8 protein-coding genes are annotated in these 14,680 nt (G+C 60.3%); 5 read left to right on the top strand and 3 right to left on the bottom strand.

Translation table 11 applies throughout. The features are described 5' to 3' along the window. Nucleotides 1-122: 122 nt before the first annotated feature. Together glnE and AAEZ10_RS25955 are read right to left on the bottom strand one after the other, a co-directional pair. Complete coding sequence (glnE, locus tag AAEZ10_RS25960) at nt 123-3,062, bottom strand: bifunctional [glutamate--ammonia ligase]-adenylyl-L-tyrosine phosphorylase/[glutamate--ammonia-ligase] adenylyltransferase (protein ID WP_350571582.1); 2,940 nt, start codon at nt 3,060-3,062, stop codon at nt 123-125. Then, on the bottom strand, nt 3,059-3,184 hold the full coding sequence (locus AAEZ10_RS25955) for a hypothetical protein (protein ID WP_256205860.1): 126 nt from the start codon (nt 3,182-3,184) through the stop codon (nt 3,059-3,061). The genes glnE and AAEZ10_RS25955 overlap by 4 nt, the downstream gene beginning before the upstream one ends. A 262-nt stretch (nt 3,185-3,446) precedes the next feature. Between AAEZ10_RS25955 and aceE the strand changes: the two genes are divergently transcribed. From aceE to msrA, 5 genes are all read left to right on the top strand, one after another. After that, nucleotides 3,447-6,092 (top strand): pyruvate dehydrogenase (acetyl-transferring), homodimeric type, encoded by a 2,646-nt coding sequence (gene aceE / locus AAEZ10_RS25950; RefSeq protein ID WP_258710898.1) that lies wholly within the window; start codon nt 3,447-3,449, stop codon nt 6,090-6,092. Nucleotides 6,093-6,103: 11 nt separating this feature from the next. Beyond that, on the top strand, nt 6,104-8,059 hold the full coding sequence (aceF, locus tag AAEZ10_RS25945) for a dihydrolipoyllysine-residue acetyltransferase (protein ID WP_350571580.1): 1,956 nt from the start codon (nt 6,104-6,106) through the stop codon (nt 8,057-8,059). A 276-nt stretch (nt 8,060-8,335) separates the two neighbouring features. Further along, nucleotides 8,336-9,733, top strand: coding sequence for an alkaline phosphatase D family protein (locus AAEZ10_RS25940; protein ID WP_350571578.1), 1,398 nt, complete (start codon nt 8,336-8,338; stop codon nt 9,731-9,733). A 254-nt stretch (nt 9,734-9,987) separates the two neighbouring features. Further along, nucleotides 9,988-12,684, top strand: a complete 2,697-nt coding sequence (locus AAEZ10_RS25935; protein ID WP_350571576.1) for a putative bifunctional diguanylate cyclase/phosphodiesterase — start codon at nt 9,988-9,990, stop codon at nt 12,682-12,684. Between the two features lie 195 nt (nt 12,685-12,879). Beyond that, nucleotides 12,880-13,545 carry a peptide-methionine (S)-S-oxide reductase MsrA gene (gene msrA, locus AAEZ10_RS25930; RefSeq protein WP_122705076.1) on the top strand — a complete coding sequence of 222 codons (666 nt, stop codon included), beginning with the start codon at nt 12,880-12,882 and terminating at the stop codon, nt 13,543-13,545. A gap of 124 nt (nt 13,546-13,669) precedes the next feature. Here the strand turns inward: msrA and AAEZ10_RS25925 are convergent, their stop codons facing one another. Beyond that, nucleotides 13,670-14,509, bottom strand: a complete 840-nt coding sequence (locus AAEZ10_RS25925) for a 23S rRNA (adenine(2030)-N(6))-methyltransferase RlmJ (RefSeq protein ID WP_110644863.1) — start codon at nt 14,507-14,509, stop codon at nt 13,670-13,672. Between the last annotated feature and the right edge of the window lie 171 nt (nt 14,510-14,680).

Below are 14,680 nucleotides of genomic sequence, written 5' to 3'. Positions count from 1 at the left end.
ATTACTGTGGGAGCGAGCTTGCTCGCGAAGGGGCCATCACATCCGACATCGGTGTCGTCTGACACTCCGCCTTCGCGAGCAAGCTCGCTCCCACAGGGTATTGGGTGCTGCATAAACCGCTTTCAGCTTAGCCCCATCTCTTTCCATATCCGCAAAACCTGCCGGCGTTCGTCGGCAAACTGGTCGCCCGGTATCACCCCGGCGTCCTTCTGCAAGGCCTGCCGGTGGGCGGCGGAGCGGTAGGCCTTGTAGGCCTCACGCAACAGACTGGCATCTTCGGCGGGCATCAGCCGTTCGTGTTCCAGCTCTTCCAGAATGCGGATGTTATCGGTCCAGCGCAGCAGCGGTGGATGGCTGTGCGACCACGCAAGGGCCGCGTATTGCACCATAAATTCAATATCGACGATACCTCCGGCGTCCTGCTTGAGGTCGAACGGCACGGCCGCGTCGAACGCATTCGCCGCCGTGCCGGCTGCGGTGCTGCGGGTGCCGAGGTTGTCGCGCATCTTCGCGCGCATCTCGCTGACTTCCTGTTGCAGTTTGGCCAGATCCCGTGGTTTGCCCAACACCTGCGCGCGGACTTTTTCAAAAGCCTGGCCAACATCCTGGCTGCCCACCAGCACCCGCGCGCGCACCAAGGCCTGATGCTCCCACGTCCAGGCTTCGTTTTCCTGATAGCGCGCGAATGCGCCGAGGGAGCTCACCAACAGCCCGGAAGCGCCGGACGGCCGCAGGCGCATATCCACTTCATACAGCTGACCGGAGTTGGTCTGCGCTGTGAGCAGGTGAATGATCCGCTGCCCCAGGCGCGTGAAGAACTGCGCGCCGTCGATGGATTTCGGCCCGTCGGTTTCCGCCTGCGGATCGCCGTCATGGATGAACACCAGATCCAGATCGGAACCATGCCCCAATTCCAGGCCGCCGACTTTGCCATAACCGACAATGATGAAGCCGGGATCGCACAGCGTGCCGTCGGTGCGCAGCGGCGTGCCGTACTTGGCCACGGTCTGCCGCCAGGCCAGGGCCAGCACTTGTTCAAGAATCGCCTCGGCCAGCCAGGTCAGGTAATCGCTGACTTTCATCAACGGCAGACTGCCGGCGATTTCCGAGGCGGCGACGCGCAAGCGGTGCGCCAGTTTGAAATGGCGCAGGGCTTCCATTTGCTGCTCGAGGTCGTCCTCGGGAATTCGCGTCAGGCGTTCGCGCAACTCGGCCGCCAGTTCCGGCGCCAGCGGCGGCTTGAACAGCCGACCCTCGTTGAGCAATTCGTCGAGCAGCAGCGGGAAGCGCGTGATCTGCTCGGCAATCCACGGGCTCGCCGCACACAAAGTCAGCAGGCGGCGCAGCGCGCCGGGGTTTTCCGTGAGCAACACCAGATACGCCGAACGCCGCGCCACCGCTTCCACCAGTGGCAGCACGCGCTCGAGCACCAGATCGGGATTGTCGTGCTCCACCGCTTGCGCGAGCAGTCGCGGAATAAAAGCATCCAGACGCTCGCGCCCCAGCCGCTGCATCGCGCGCAGTTGCGGACTGCCGCGCAAACCTGCCAGCGCCTTCAGCGCTTTGCCGGCATCGACGAAACCGCCCTCCTGCAACTGCCGGCACGCGGCCTCCTCGTCCTGTTCTTCCTCCCACAGCGGCAGCCACTCACCACCGACCACCACTTCGCTTTCGCTGCCCTCTTCCTCATCGGGATCGGCGATCACCTGGGCGAAATGCCAGGCCACGCGCCCGCGCCAGTACATCAGTTGTTCATGGAACGCCGACCAATCGGCGAAGCCCAGCATGAAGGCGATCCGCGCCTGATCCTGAGCGCTGTCCGGCAGCATCTGCGTCTGACGGTCGGCAATCGCTTGAATGGCATGTTCGGTGTAACGCAGAAACTCGTAACCCTCGCGCAGCTCACTGACCACCGCCGGCGGCAGATAGCCCTGCCCTTCAAGCGTGCTCAACACCTTTAATAGAGGACGCTGTTGCAGGCTCAGATCGCGGCCACCATGGATCAACTGAAAGGCCTGAGCGATGAACTCGACCTCGCGGATGCCGCCGGAGCCGAGCTTGATGTTGTCGGCCATGCCCTTGCGCCGCACTTCCTGCTGGATCAACTGCTTCATGGTGCGCAGCGCTTCGATCGCCGAGAAGTCCAGATAGCGCCGATAAACGAACGGCCGCAGCATATCGAGCAACTGCGCGCCGGCGACCTGATCGCCAGCCACCACCCGCGCCTTGATCATCGCGTAGCGTTCCCAGTCGCGGCCCTGATCCTGGTAATACTGCTCCAGCGCGTTGAAGCTGAGCACCAGCGCACCAGACGATCCGTATGGACGCAGGCGCATGTCGACGCGGAAGACGAAGCCGTCGACGGTCATCGGATCGAGCGCCTTGATCAGACGCTGGCCGAGGCGGATGAAGAATTCCTGATTATCCAGCGAGCGTTTCACGCCGACGGTTTCGCCGCCTTCGGGGTAGGCGAAGATCAGGTCGATGTCGGAAGACAGATTCAGCTCGACCGCGCCGAGTTTGCCCATGCCGAGGATCACCATCTGCTGCGGCTCACCGCTGCGCCGCCCGGTAGGCGTGCCGAATTGCTCGCAATGACGGCTGTACAACCATTGATAAGCCTGATCGATGGTGGCGTCCGCCATGTCCGAGAGGTCGCGGCAGGTCTGCACCAGATCGGCCTGACGGGTCAGGTCGCGCCAGATGATCCGCACCTGATGGCGTGCGCGCTGGCGGCGCAAGGCGCGGCCGAGTTCGTCTTCGCTCTGCGCGCTGTTCACGGCGGCGGCGATCTGTGCGCACAGCTCGCCGGGCGCAAACGCTCGATCAAGTTCGCCGGACGCGACCAGCGACAACAACATCAAAGGGTCACGAATGCTCTGTTCAATGACAAATTCGCTGGCGGCGCTGACGCGGGCGAACTGCGCCCAGCGTTCAGGCGACCAGTTCGACAACCCATGATCGTCTTCAAGGGCGGCGACGGACGTACGGAACGACTGCTCGGATCGGCTGACCAACGGCAGGAGAATGGCGGGCAGTTCGGCAAGCACGGGCAGGGTCATGGTCTATCCTTGATCGGCGTATTGAGGGCCGCTTGTAGTGAATGATGAAAACCCGCTACGTGAAGGACTGTCGAACAAAAGTTAGAAATAGCTGAAATTTCTTCTTCTTTGGCATCCAGCATCAAACTTTCACCTTATTCGGATGGAAAACGACCCGCCTTAACGATTATTCTCACAACGCAGTCGGAGGCCACAAGCCTTTCATCTGTAGTTTTACTACTCGTCTATACATTCGAAAGGCTGAAATGCCGGAAGATTTGTAGTAAAACTACACGCCGCCGGAACAACCTGTCGGCAATCCAAGAATTTTAAATCGTCTGCCCACAAGGCCAGTCGCAAACTCAGGCAACCGATTCTGGAAGCCTTTCCGCCCTGGAGCAAGCCATGCAAGACCTCGATCCCGTCGAAACCCAGGAATGGCTGGACGCCCTGGAATCGGTTCTCGACAAAGAAGGCGAAGACCGTGCTCACTATCTGATGACCCGTATGGGCGAACTCGCGACCCGCAGCGGCTCGCAGCTCCCTTACGCGATCACCACGCCTTACCGCAACACGATCCCCGTTACCCACGAAGCACGCATGCCTGGCGACCTGTTCATGGAACGCCGCATTCGCTCGCTGGTACGCTGGAACGCGATGGCCATGGTAATGCGCACGAACCTGCGAGATTCGGACCTGGGTGGTCACATCTCCAGCTTCGCTTCCAGTGCGACCCTGTATGACATCGGCTTCAACTATTTCTTCCAGGCCCCGACCGACGAACACGGCGGCGACCTGATCTACTTCCAGGGCCACACCTCGCCAGGCGTTTACGCCCGCGCATTCATGGAAGGCCGCATCACCGAAGACCAGATGAACAACTTCCGTCAGGAAGTCGATGGTCAAGGCCTGTCGTCCTATCCGCACCCTTGGCTGATGCCTGACTTCTGGCAGTTCCCGACCGTATCGATGGGTCTGGGTCCGATCCAGGCGATCTACCAGGCGCGCTTCATGAAGTACCTGGAGCACCGCGGTTTCATCCAGCCGGGCAAACAGAAAGTCTGGTGTTTCCTGGGCGACGGCGAGTGCGACGAGCCGGAATCCCTGGGCGCGATCTCCCTGGCCGGCCGCGAGAAGCTGGACAACCTTATCTTCGTCATCAACTGCAACCTGCAGCGCCTCGACGGCCCGGTTCGCGGCAACGGCAAGATCATCCAGGAACTCGAAGGCGTGTTCCGCGGCGCTCAGTGGAACGTGACCAAAGTCATCTGGGGCCGTTTCTGGGACCCGCTGCTGGCCAAAGACGTCGACGGTATCCTGCAACGTCGCATGGACGAAGTCATCGACGGCGAGTACCAGAACTACAAAGCCAAAGACGGCGCGTTCGTTCGCGAGCACTTCTTCAACACGCCTGAACTCAAGGCAATGGTTGCCGATCTGTCCGACGACGAGATCTGGAAACTCAACCGTGGCGGCCACGACCCGTACAAGGTCTACGCGGCGTACCACGAAGCGGTCAACCACAAGGAACAACCGACCGTCATCCTCGCCAAGACCATCAAGGGTTATGGCACCGGTGCCGGCGAAGCGAAAAACACTGCGCACAACACCAAGAAGGTCGACGTCGAGAGCCTGAAGTTGTTCCGCGACCGCTTCGACATCCCGGTCAAGGACGAAGAGCTGGAGAACCTGCCGTTCTTCAAGCCAGAGCCAAACAGCGCCGAAGCCCGCTACCTCGCCGAGCGCCGTGCCGCACTGGGCGGTTTCGTGCCGCAGCGCCGCGCGCAGAGCTTCAGCGTACCGACTCCGGATCTGGACACCCTGAAAGCCATCCTCGATGGCTCGGGCGACCGTGAAATTTCCACCACCATGGCGTTCGTGCGGATCCTCGCGCAGCTGGTCAAGGACAAGGAAATCGGCCCGCGCATCGTCCCGATCATCCCGGACGAAGCCCGTACCTTCGGTATGGAAGGCATGTTCCGTCAGTTGGGCATCTACTCCTCCGTCGGCCAGCTCTACGAGCCAGTCGATAAAGACCAGGTGATGTTCTACAAGGAAGACCAGAAAGGTCAGATCCTTGAAGAAGGCATCAACGAAGCAGGCGCCATGAGCTCGTTCATCGCTGCCGGTACTTCGTACTCCAGCCACAACCAGCCAATGCTGCCGTTCTACATCTTCTACTCGATGTTCGGCTTCCAGCGTATCGGCGACCTGGCCTGGGCCGCTGGCGACAGCCGTACCCGTGGCTTCCTGATCGGCGGCACCGCTGGCCGTACCACCCTGAACGGTGAAGGTCTGCAGCACGAAGACGGTCACAGCCACTTGCTGGCCGCGACTATCCCGAACTGCCGCACCTACGATCCGACCTACGGCTACGAGCTGGCGGTGATCATTCAGGACGGCATGAAGAAGATGACCGAAGAGCAACAGGACATCTTCTACTACATCACCGTGATGAACGAGTCGTACCAGCAGCCAGCCATGCCGGCCGGTGCCGAAGAAGGCATCAAGAAAGGCATGTACCTGCTTGAGGAAGACACTCGCGATGCGGCGCACCACGTTCAGCTGATGGGCTCCGGCACCATCCTGCGCGAAGTGCGTGAAGCGGCGAAGATCCTGCGTGAAGAGTTCAACATCGGCGCCGACGTCTGGAGCGTTACCAGCTTCAACGAACTGCGTCGCGACGGCCTCGCTGTAGAGCGCAGCAACCGTCTCAAGCCTGGCCAGAAGCCTAAGCTGAGCTACGTCGAAGAGTGCCTGAACGGTCGTAAAGGTCCGGTCATTGCTTCTACCGACTACATGAAGCTGTTCGCCGAGCAGATCCGTCAGTGGGTACCGTCCAAGGAATTCAAAGTCCTGGGCACCGACGGTTTCGGCCGCAGCGACAGCCGCAAGAAACTGCGTCATTTCTTCGAAGTCGACCGTCATTTCGTGGTGTTGGCAGCCCTGGAAGCACTGGCTGACCGTGGTGATATCGAACCTAAGGTTGTGGCCGAAGCCATCGCCAAGTTCGGCATCGACCCGGAAAAACGCAACCCACTGGACTGCTGAGGAGACATTTTGTGAGCGAACTCATTCGCGTACCTGACATCGGCAGCGGTGAAGGTGAAGTAATTGAACTGTTTGTGAAGGTCGGCGACCGCATCGAAGCCGACCAGAGCATCCTGACCCTGGAATCGGACAAGGCCAGCATGGAAGTGCCGGCCCCGAAAGCCGGCGTCATCAAGAGCCTGAAAGTGAAGCTGGGCGATCGTCTGAAAGAAGGCGACGAACTGCTCGAGCTGGAAGTCGAGGGCGCCGCTGAAGCGGCCCCGGCACCTGCCGCCGCTCCTGCTGCGAAAGCCGAAGAGAAACCTGCTGCTGCCGCGCCTGCCGCTGCTCCTGCTGCGGCCTCGGTACAGCAAGTGCACGTGCCGGACATCGGTTCGTCGGGCAAGGCACAGATCATCGAGATTCAGGTCAAGGTCGGCGACAGCGTCGAAGCTGATCAATCGCTGATCACCCTGGAATCCGACAAGGCCAGCATGGAAATCCCGTCGCCTGCCGCTGGCGTGGTCAAGGCCATCAGCGTCAAGCTCAACGACGAAGTCGGCACTGGCGATCTGATTCTGGATCTGGAAGTGGCGGGTGCTGCGGCCCCTGCGGCTGCCGCTCCGGCCCAGGCTGCTGCACCGGCCGCTGCCGCTGCGCCTGCTCCGGCAGCCGCGCCAGCAGCACCGGTTGCCGACAGCGTTCAGGACATCCACGTTCCGGACATCGGCTCGGCTGGCAAAGCCAAGATCATCGAAGTGTTGGTCAAGGCCGGCGATACCGTCGAAGCCGACCAGTCGCTGATCACCCTGGAATCCGACAAGGCGAGCATGGAAATTCCATCGCCTGCCGCTGGCGTGGTCGAAAGCGTTTCGATCAAGCTCGATGACGAAGTCGGTACCGGCGACCTGATCCTCAAGCTCAAAGTCAAAGGCGCGGCCCCGGCTGCTGCCCCGGCTGCGGCTGCTGCACCGAGCGCTCCGGCACCTGCCGCTGCTGCTCCGGCTGCCGCTGCACCTGCTGCCGCTGCAGCCGCCGCACCGGCTGCTACACCAGCGAAACCGGGCGCCAAAGTTCACGCCGGCCCTGCCGTGCGTCAACTGGCCCGCGAGTTCGGCGTCGAGCTGAGCGCCGTTGGCGCCAGCGGTCCGCACGGTCGCATCCTCAAGGAAGACGTGCAGGTTTACGTCAAGGCGATGATGCAGAAGGCCAAGGAAGCACCGGCCGCTGCTGGCGGCGCTACCGGTGGCGCAGGCATCCCGCCGATCCCGGTGGTCGATTTCAGCCGTTTCGGCGAAATCGAAGAAGTGCCGATGACCCGTCTGATGCAGGTCGGCGCTGCCAACCTGCACCGCAGCTGGCTGAACGTGCCACACGTCACGCAATTCGACTCGGCGGACATCACCGAGCTGGAAGCCTTCCGTGTTGCGCAAAAAGCCGTGGCCGAGAAGGCTGGCGTCAAACTGACCATCCTGCCGCTGCTGCTCAAGACTTGCGCGCACCTGCTCAAGGAGCTGCCGGACTTCAACAGTTCGCTGGCACCAAGCGGCAAGGCGATCATCCGCAAGAAATACGTGAACATCGGCTTCGCCGTCGACACTCCGGATGGCCTGCTGGTGCCGGTGATCAAGAACGTCGACCAGAAGAGCCTGCTGCAACTGGCAGCCGAAGCGGCTTCGCTGGCTGAAAAAGCCCGCACCAAGAAGCTGTCCTCGGACGAGATGCAGGGCGCCTGCTTCACCATTTCCAGCCTCGGCCACATTGGCGGCACCGGCTTCACGCCGATCGTCAACGCGCCGGAAGTGGCGATCCTTGGTGTTTCCAAGGCAACCATCCAGCCAGTCTGGGACGGCAAAGCCTTCCAGCCGAAGCTGATGCTGCCACTGTCGCTGTCCTACGATCACCGCGTGATCAACGGCGCTGCTGCTGCACGCTTCACTCAGCGTCTGGGCAGCCTGTTGGGCGACATCCGCACCATCCTGCTGTAACCCAAACGGCCCTCCGGCGACGGAGGGCCGCTTGCTGCACCCTTTCGAGCGCCACACGCTCGTACCTCAACCCCGTCAATTGACGGGGCTTTTTTTTACCTGAAATAAACCGGATCGCGCCTCTTTCCTACAACCTGCGCTGACATCGGCCACAGGTCTGGTCCACTTAACGCCAATATTTTCTGCCGCCGGCCAACTAACCTCTGCTCAGGAAAGTTGCTTCAATGCGCTCCGCTTATTTAATTCATCTTATTAAAATCTCGAACGGAATCGATCATGTTCAAACCGACTATCGGCCCCATCGTGGGCCACGCCACAACTAACGAAGTTCGCATTTTCATGCGCGGCGAACAACAGGACAAAAAACGCGTATTTGCCGGAGTTCGCGCTCGCAAGGCCGGAACGGAAAAATGGTCCAACAGCGTATTTACACTTTTGCATTCAGCCAACGACATGTCGGGCGTACTGGTATTACAGGATCTGGACGCCGATTGTGAATACGAATATCAAGCCGGCTGGTTAAGCCCGATGAATCCGGTACACACCATCGACACAGTGGTGGAGTTTCCACTGCAATGGCCGCGACAGCTCTACCGCTTTCGTACCCGCACCGCGCAAGCCAGCCAGCCCCGGGGATTTATCGTCGGATCTTGCCGTTATCTGCGGATCACCGCGGGCATTGCTTCGTTGCCGCAACTGGGCGATCGCATCTTTGGCTCGATCAATCAACTTGTCGAGAACAGTCATCTACCCGTCAGCGCAGTGATCATGACCGGCGATCAAGTGTATGTAGATGATTTGAATATCATTGCACCGGATCGCGAAGCCAAAGACATTCTGAAGAAGTATCGAACGGCATTCTCGCAACCGAATATTCAACGATTGATGTCCAATACATCGACTTACATGATGCTCGACGATCATGAAATAGAAGATAACTGGCCCGCCAATGCTAAAGATGCGGACAAGGACTTGTATCGCAACGCCATGGCCGCTTATGAACTTTATCAAGCCAGCCACAGCCCGGTTTACGCATATAACAGCGAGGGCCAGATAGACCGGAATACCTTGAAGCATTATTGGTATCAGTTCGGCGACAGCGATATCGCCTGGTTCGTCACCGACAGCCGCACCCGACGCAACTTGTCGAAGGATGACCGGCGCATTCTCGACATCGAGCAGGAACAGGCCCTGCTGCAATGGCTGATCCATAGCCCGGCACGGGTAAAGTTCGTGGTGACCAGCGTGATGTTCTATCCCGATCGCAAGTTCAACGGTGACGATGCCTGGAAAGCTTTTCCCGAGCAGCGTCTGCGTCTGCTGGAAACCATCCGCACTCACCGGATCAAGAACGTGGTGTTCGTCTCCGGCGACGTCCATGGCTCGCTGATCAGTCGCTTGAGTCACAGCGAGGACACCGATTTCGAGGTGCACACCATCGTGTCCTCGCCGTTGCACAACAGCAAATTGCTGCCGTATGCCAAGGCCTCGACGTTCATCCTCGATCAACCGCTGGTGCGCACAGCGGCCGGGGATTATCGGCACGAGCTGACCAGTGCGGTGGTGAGTCAGGACAATTTTGCGCATGTGGTCGTTGAGGCTGATCAGATATTGGTCAATTACCATGACCGCGATGGCAAGAAGTTGCAGTCGATCAGTATGAAATTGCGTTGAAACACCAAAAGATCGCAGCCTTTGGCAGCGCCTACATGGCTACGTGGCGCCTGCAAGAGCTGTTCAAGGCTGCGATCTTCTGCTCATTTCAGTTGTGCACTGGAGAAATGTTCACTGCAGCCGACATATTCTTATAGCACTTGGCCTTCATCTCTCTTGTCAGTCGGTGCCGCAATGATGCAACCTTGCCGCAGCCAACAGACAAGAGGGCGAGAGCCCGGCGCATTCAGCATATTTCCAAGCGAGTTTCCTTCATGAAGAGCCAGCCCGATGCCGCCAGCCGTATGGCGGCCGAGGTAGTGACGCAGTTGCCTGTGCCCTCGCGGCTCGGCATGCTGCGTTTCGAGCGCTTGAATGAAGCGAGTTGGGCAATGCTGTTCCTCGATCCCAACTGCGAACGCCAGTTTGGCCAGCCGGCCGTCGAGCTCTGCGCACTGGTCGGCTCGCCCTACGCCAGCCTGATGGAGCCCGAAGCGCGCTACCAACTGCATGACGCGATCCAGCAGCAGTTGAGCAAAAGCGCGCATTACGTGGTGCGCTACACCCTGCACACCGCCGCCGGCGCGTTGAACATGCTCGAGCTGGGCGAAGCTTACAAACAGCACAACCGGCACTTGCTGCGCGGCTATCTGCTGGCGGTCGACGAGGTGTTCGACGAAACCCAGGCGCTGCCTTCGGTGGATCTGGAAACCCAGAACTCGCGCCTGCAAATCGCCCTTGAGCTGAACCAGCGTGCCCAGCAGGAACAACTGCAGCATCTGGACCGCGTGCGCGCCCAGCAGGATCTGATTCTGCTACTCGCACGCCAGCGCTACAGCACGCACAACTCGCTACAGGAAGCCGCCGAGCTGATCACCCGCTGCGCCTGCGATATCTACGAAATCGACTGCGCCAGCCTGTGGAACCTCGAAGGCCAGCGCTTGCTGCCGATCTCCGCCTACCATCGCGCAACTCAGGAATACATCCTGCCGGAGCCGATCGATATCAGCGGCTTCCCCGATTACATGGAAGCGCTGCACAGCAGCCGCGCCATCGATGCGCACAACGCCATGCACGACCCGCGCACCCGCGAGATGGCCGAGGCGATGCGTCCACGTGACGTCAACGCCATGCTCGACGCCAGCATCCGCGTCGACGGCCAGGTAGTCGGCGTGTTGTGCCTGGAACAAACCGGCGTCACCCGCGCCTGGCAGTCCGACGAAATCGCCTTTGCCGGCGAACTGGCCGACCAGTTCGCGCAGGTGATCAACAACCACAACCGGCGCACCGCCACCAGCGCCCTGCACCTGTTTCAACGCGCGGTCGAGCAAAGCGCCAACGCCTTCTTGCTGGTCAACTGCGACGGCGTGGTCGAGTACGTCAACCCGAGCTTCACCGCGATCACCCAGTACACCACCGAGGAAGTCCACGGTCAGCGCCTGTCGGAACTGCCCGCCCTGGAAAATCTCAGCGAGCTGCTGTTCGATGCGCCCTCGGCGCTGGCCCAGAGCAACAGCTGGCAGGGCGAATTCAAGAGCCGCCGCAAGAATCTCGAACCGTACTGGGGGCAGCTGTCGATCTCCAAGGTCTATGGCGACAATCGTGAGCTGACGCATTACATCGGCATCTACGAAGACATCACTCAGACCAAATTGGCCCAGCAACGCATCGAGCGCCTGGCCTACACCGACAACCTGACCAACCTTGGCAACCGTCCGGCATTCATCCGCAATCTCGATGAGCGCTTCGCCCGCGACAGCGATACGCCGATCAGCCTGTTGCTGGTGGACATCGACAACTTCAAGCGGATCAACGACAGCCTCGGCCACCAGACCGGCGACAAACTGTTGATCAGCCTCGCCCGGCGCCTGCGCAACAGCCTCAGCCCGAGTGGCAGCCTGGCGCGTTTTGCCAGTAACGAATTCGCCGTGTTGCTCGACGACACCGATCTTGAAGCCGGGCAGCAGATCGCCAGTCAGTTGCTGATGACCCTCGACAAGCCGATGTTCGTCGACAATCAGCTGATCAGCGTCACCGGCTCCGTCGGCCTGGCCTGCGCGCCGCTGCACGGGCGCGATCCGCAAACCCTGATGCGCAACGCCGGCCTGGCGCTGCACAAGGCCAAGGCCAACGGTAAACACCAGTTGCAGGTGTTCACTGAAGCGCTGAACGCCGAAGCCAGTTACAAACTTTTCGTCGAGAACAACCTGCGCCGCGCCCTGACCCAGAACGAGCTGGACGTGTTTTACCAGCCGAAACTGTGCCTGCGCAGCGGTCGCTTGCTGGGCATGGAAGCGCTGTTGCGCTGGAACCATCCGGAACGCGGCATGATTCGCCCGGACCAGTTCATCAGCGTCGCCGAGGAAACCGGCCTGATCATTCCGATCGGCAAGTGGATTGCTCGTCAGGCCTGCCGCATGAGCAAATCCTTGACCGCCGCCGGCTTGGGCAATCTGCAAGTGGCAATCAATCTGTCACCGAAACAGTTCTCCGATCCGGATCTGGTCGCCTCGATCGCCAACATCCTCAGGGAAGAAGCGCTGCCGGCTAGTCTGCTCGAACTCGAGCTGACCGAAGGCCTGCTGCTGGAAGCCACCGAAGACACGCATTTGCAGCTCGACCAGCTCAAACGCCTGGGCCTGACCCTGGCCATGGATGACTTCGGCACCGGGTACTCGTCGCTGAGCTATCTGAAGAAATTTCCGATCGACATCATTAAGATTGATCGCAGCTTCATCCATGAAATCCCGGACAACCAGGACGACATGGAAATCACCTCTGCGGTGATCGCCATGGCCCACAACCTGAAACTCAAAGTTGTCGCCGAAGGCATCGAAACCGCCGAGCAGCTGGCGTTCCTGCGCCGGCATCGTTGCGACGTCGGTCAGGGTTATCTGTTCGACCGACCGATTCCCGGTGATGAACTGATCAAAGCGCTCAGGCGCTATCCGCGTGGGCCGCTCTGTCTTTAACGCCGGCTTCTATGAAGATCCCTTGTGGGAGCGAGCCTGCTCGCGAAGGCGATAAATCCGATGGCATCTTCTTCGCCTGACACCCCGCTTTCGCGAGCAAGCTCGCTCCCACATTTTGGATAGTGCGAATTCCGGCATCATTCGGCACACTGGCGGTCTGACTTTTTACCTCCAACCTGACTGAGAGGAACGCTCATGGTTCTGCGCTCGGAAATTCTGGTGAACAAAAACGTGCTTCCAACCAAAGAACAAGCCCTGCCCGGCCGCGAAACCCCGATGATCCTGCCGGAAAAACACTTCGTCTTCGAAGACACCCCGCTGCTCGGTCCATTCTTTCAGGACGTCGACTTTGCAATCTTCGGTCTGGGTTGCTTTTGGGGCGCGGAACGACGTTTCTGGCAGCGCGAAGGCGTGGTCAGCACAGTCGTCGGTTACGCCGGCGGCTTCACGCCGAACCCGACGTACGAAGAGGTCTGCTCGGGCCTGACCGGGCACGCCGAAGTGGTATTGGTGGTGTATGACAAGGCCCAGGTCAGCTATGAAGAGCTGCTGGCGATGTTCTGGGAACTGCACAACCCGACTCAGGGCATGCGTCAGGGCAACGACATCGGCACTCAGTACCGCTCAGTGATCTACGCCACCACCCCGGAGCAACTGGATGCGGCACTGAAAAGCAAAGACGTGTATCAGGCGGAACTGGCCAAGGCCGGTCTGGGTGAAATCAGCACCGAGATCGACCAGGCCCCGCCCGTGTACTTTGCCGAGGCGTATCACCAGCAGTATCTGGCGAAAAACCCTGAAGGTTACTGCGGGATTGGCGGCACCGGCGTTTGCATGCCAGCAAGCCTTGCGGGCAACTAACCCCGCCTGATCGTTCCCACGCTCTGCGTGGGAATGCAGCCCGGGACGCTCCGCGTCCTGACAGCGGACGCAGAGCGTCCATTGAGGCATTCCCACGCGGAGCGTGGGAACGATCGCTCGGCGATCAGCTCTCGGCAATCAGCCAATCCATCTGCCAGCCACCCTGAGTCTGCCCCAGCTTCTTCGACAACCACGGCAGCAACTCACGCAATTCTTCTTCCAGCCCCCACGGCGGATTGGCGATCGCCAGCCCGGAACCGTTCAGGCTGTTCGGCGTGTCCAGCGGATGCACCAGCAGCTCCACACGCAGCAACTTCGGTGCACCCGTGCCTGCCAGGTCCTGATAGAAACGCCGCAGTGCACGCTGATCCTTCACCGGATACCAGATCGCAGCCACGGTCTGACGCATGCGGCCGATGGCTTCTTTCATCGACGCCGCGCAACGCTGCATCTCGTCCAGTTGCTCGAACGGCGGATCGATCAGCATCACCGCGCGCTTTTCCTGCACCGGCAACATCGCCCGCGCCACATGCCAGCCCTCGCCCAGATGCACTTTCACTCGACGATCGCCGGCCATGTTGTCCTTGAGCAACACGCCATCTTCGGGATGCTTCTCGTTGAGCATCACCCGATCCTGCGGCCGCGTCAGACGCCGTGCCAGCTCCGGCGAACCCGGGTAATAGCGCAACTGGCCATCCGGGTTCATCTCGTGCAGCACCTTCATGTAGTCGGCGGTCAGCGCCGGCAGATCCGGCTGAGCCCACAACCGCGCAATGCCTTCCAGGTACTCGCCGGTGCGATTGGCCTGATCGCCCTGCAAGTCATACAGACCGATGCCGGCATGCGTGTCGAGATAGGCAAACGGCTGCTCCTTGCGCGACATCAGGGCGATGAGGCGGGTCAAGGTCAGGTGTTTGAACACATCGGCGTGATTGCCGGCATGGAAGGCGTGACGATAATTCATGGTTGCTCCTGCGAGGGCCGCAAAGTTTACCTTTTACCGGGCGGCAAGTCAGGGGTTGGCGGCTGAGCGGACAAAAGCCTGCCCCTCACCCTAACCCTCTCCCTGTATGTACCGGACACATGGTGGACAGGTGTTCGGAGACATGGTGGACACTTTTTAATAGGCACATTG

It is taken from the genome of Pseudomonas sp. H26/SER47-MNA-CIBAN-0231 (genome assembly GCF_040310465.1).
GTDB lineage: Bacteria > Pseudomonadota > Gammaproteobacteria > Pseudomonadales > Pseudomonadaceae > Aquipseudomonas > Aquipseudomonas atacamensis.
Note: the sequence above shows the minus strand (reverse complement) of the source record. Positions and strands in the feature narration are given on the sequence as shown.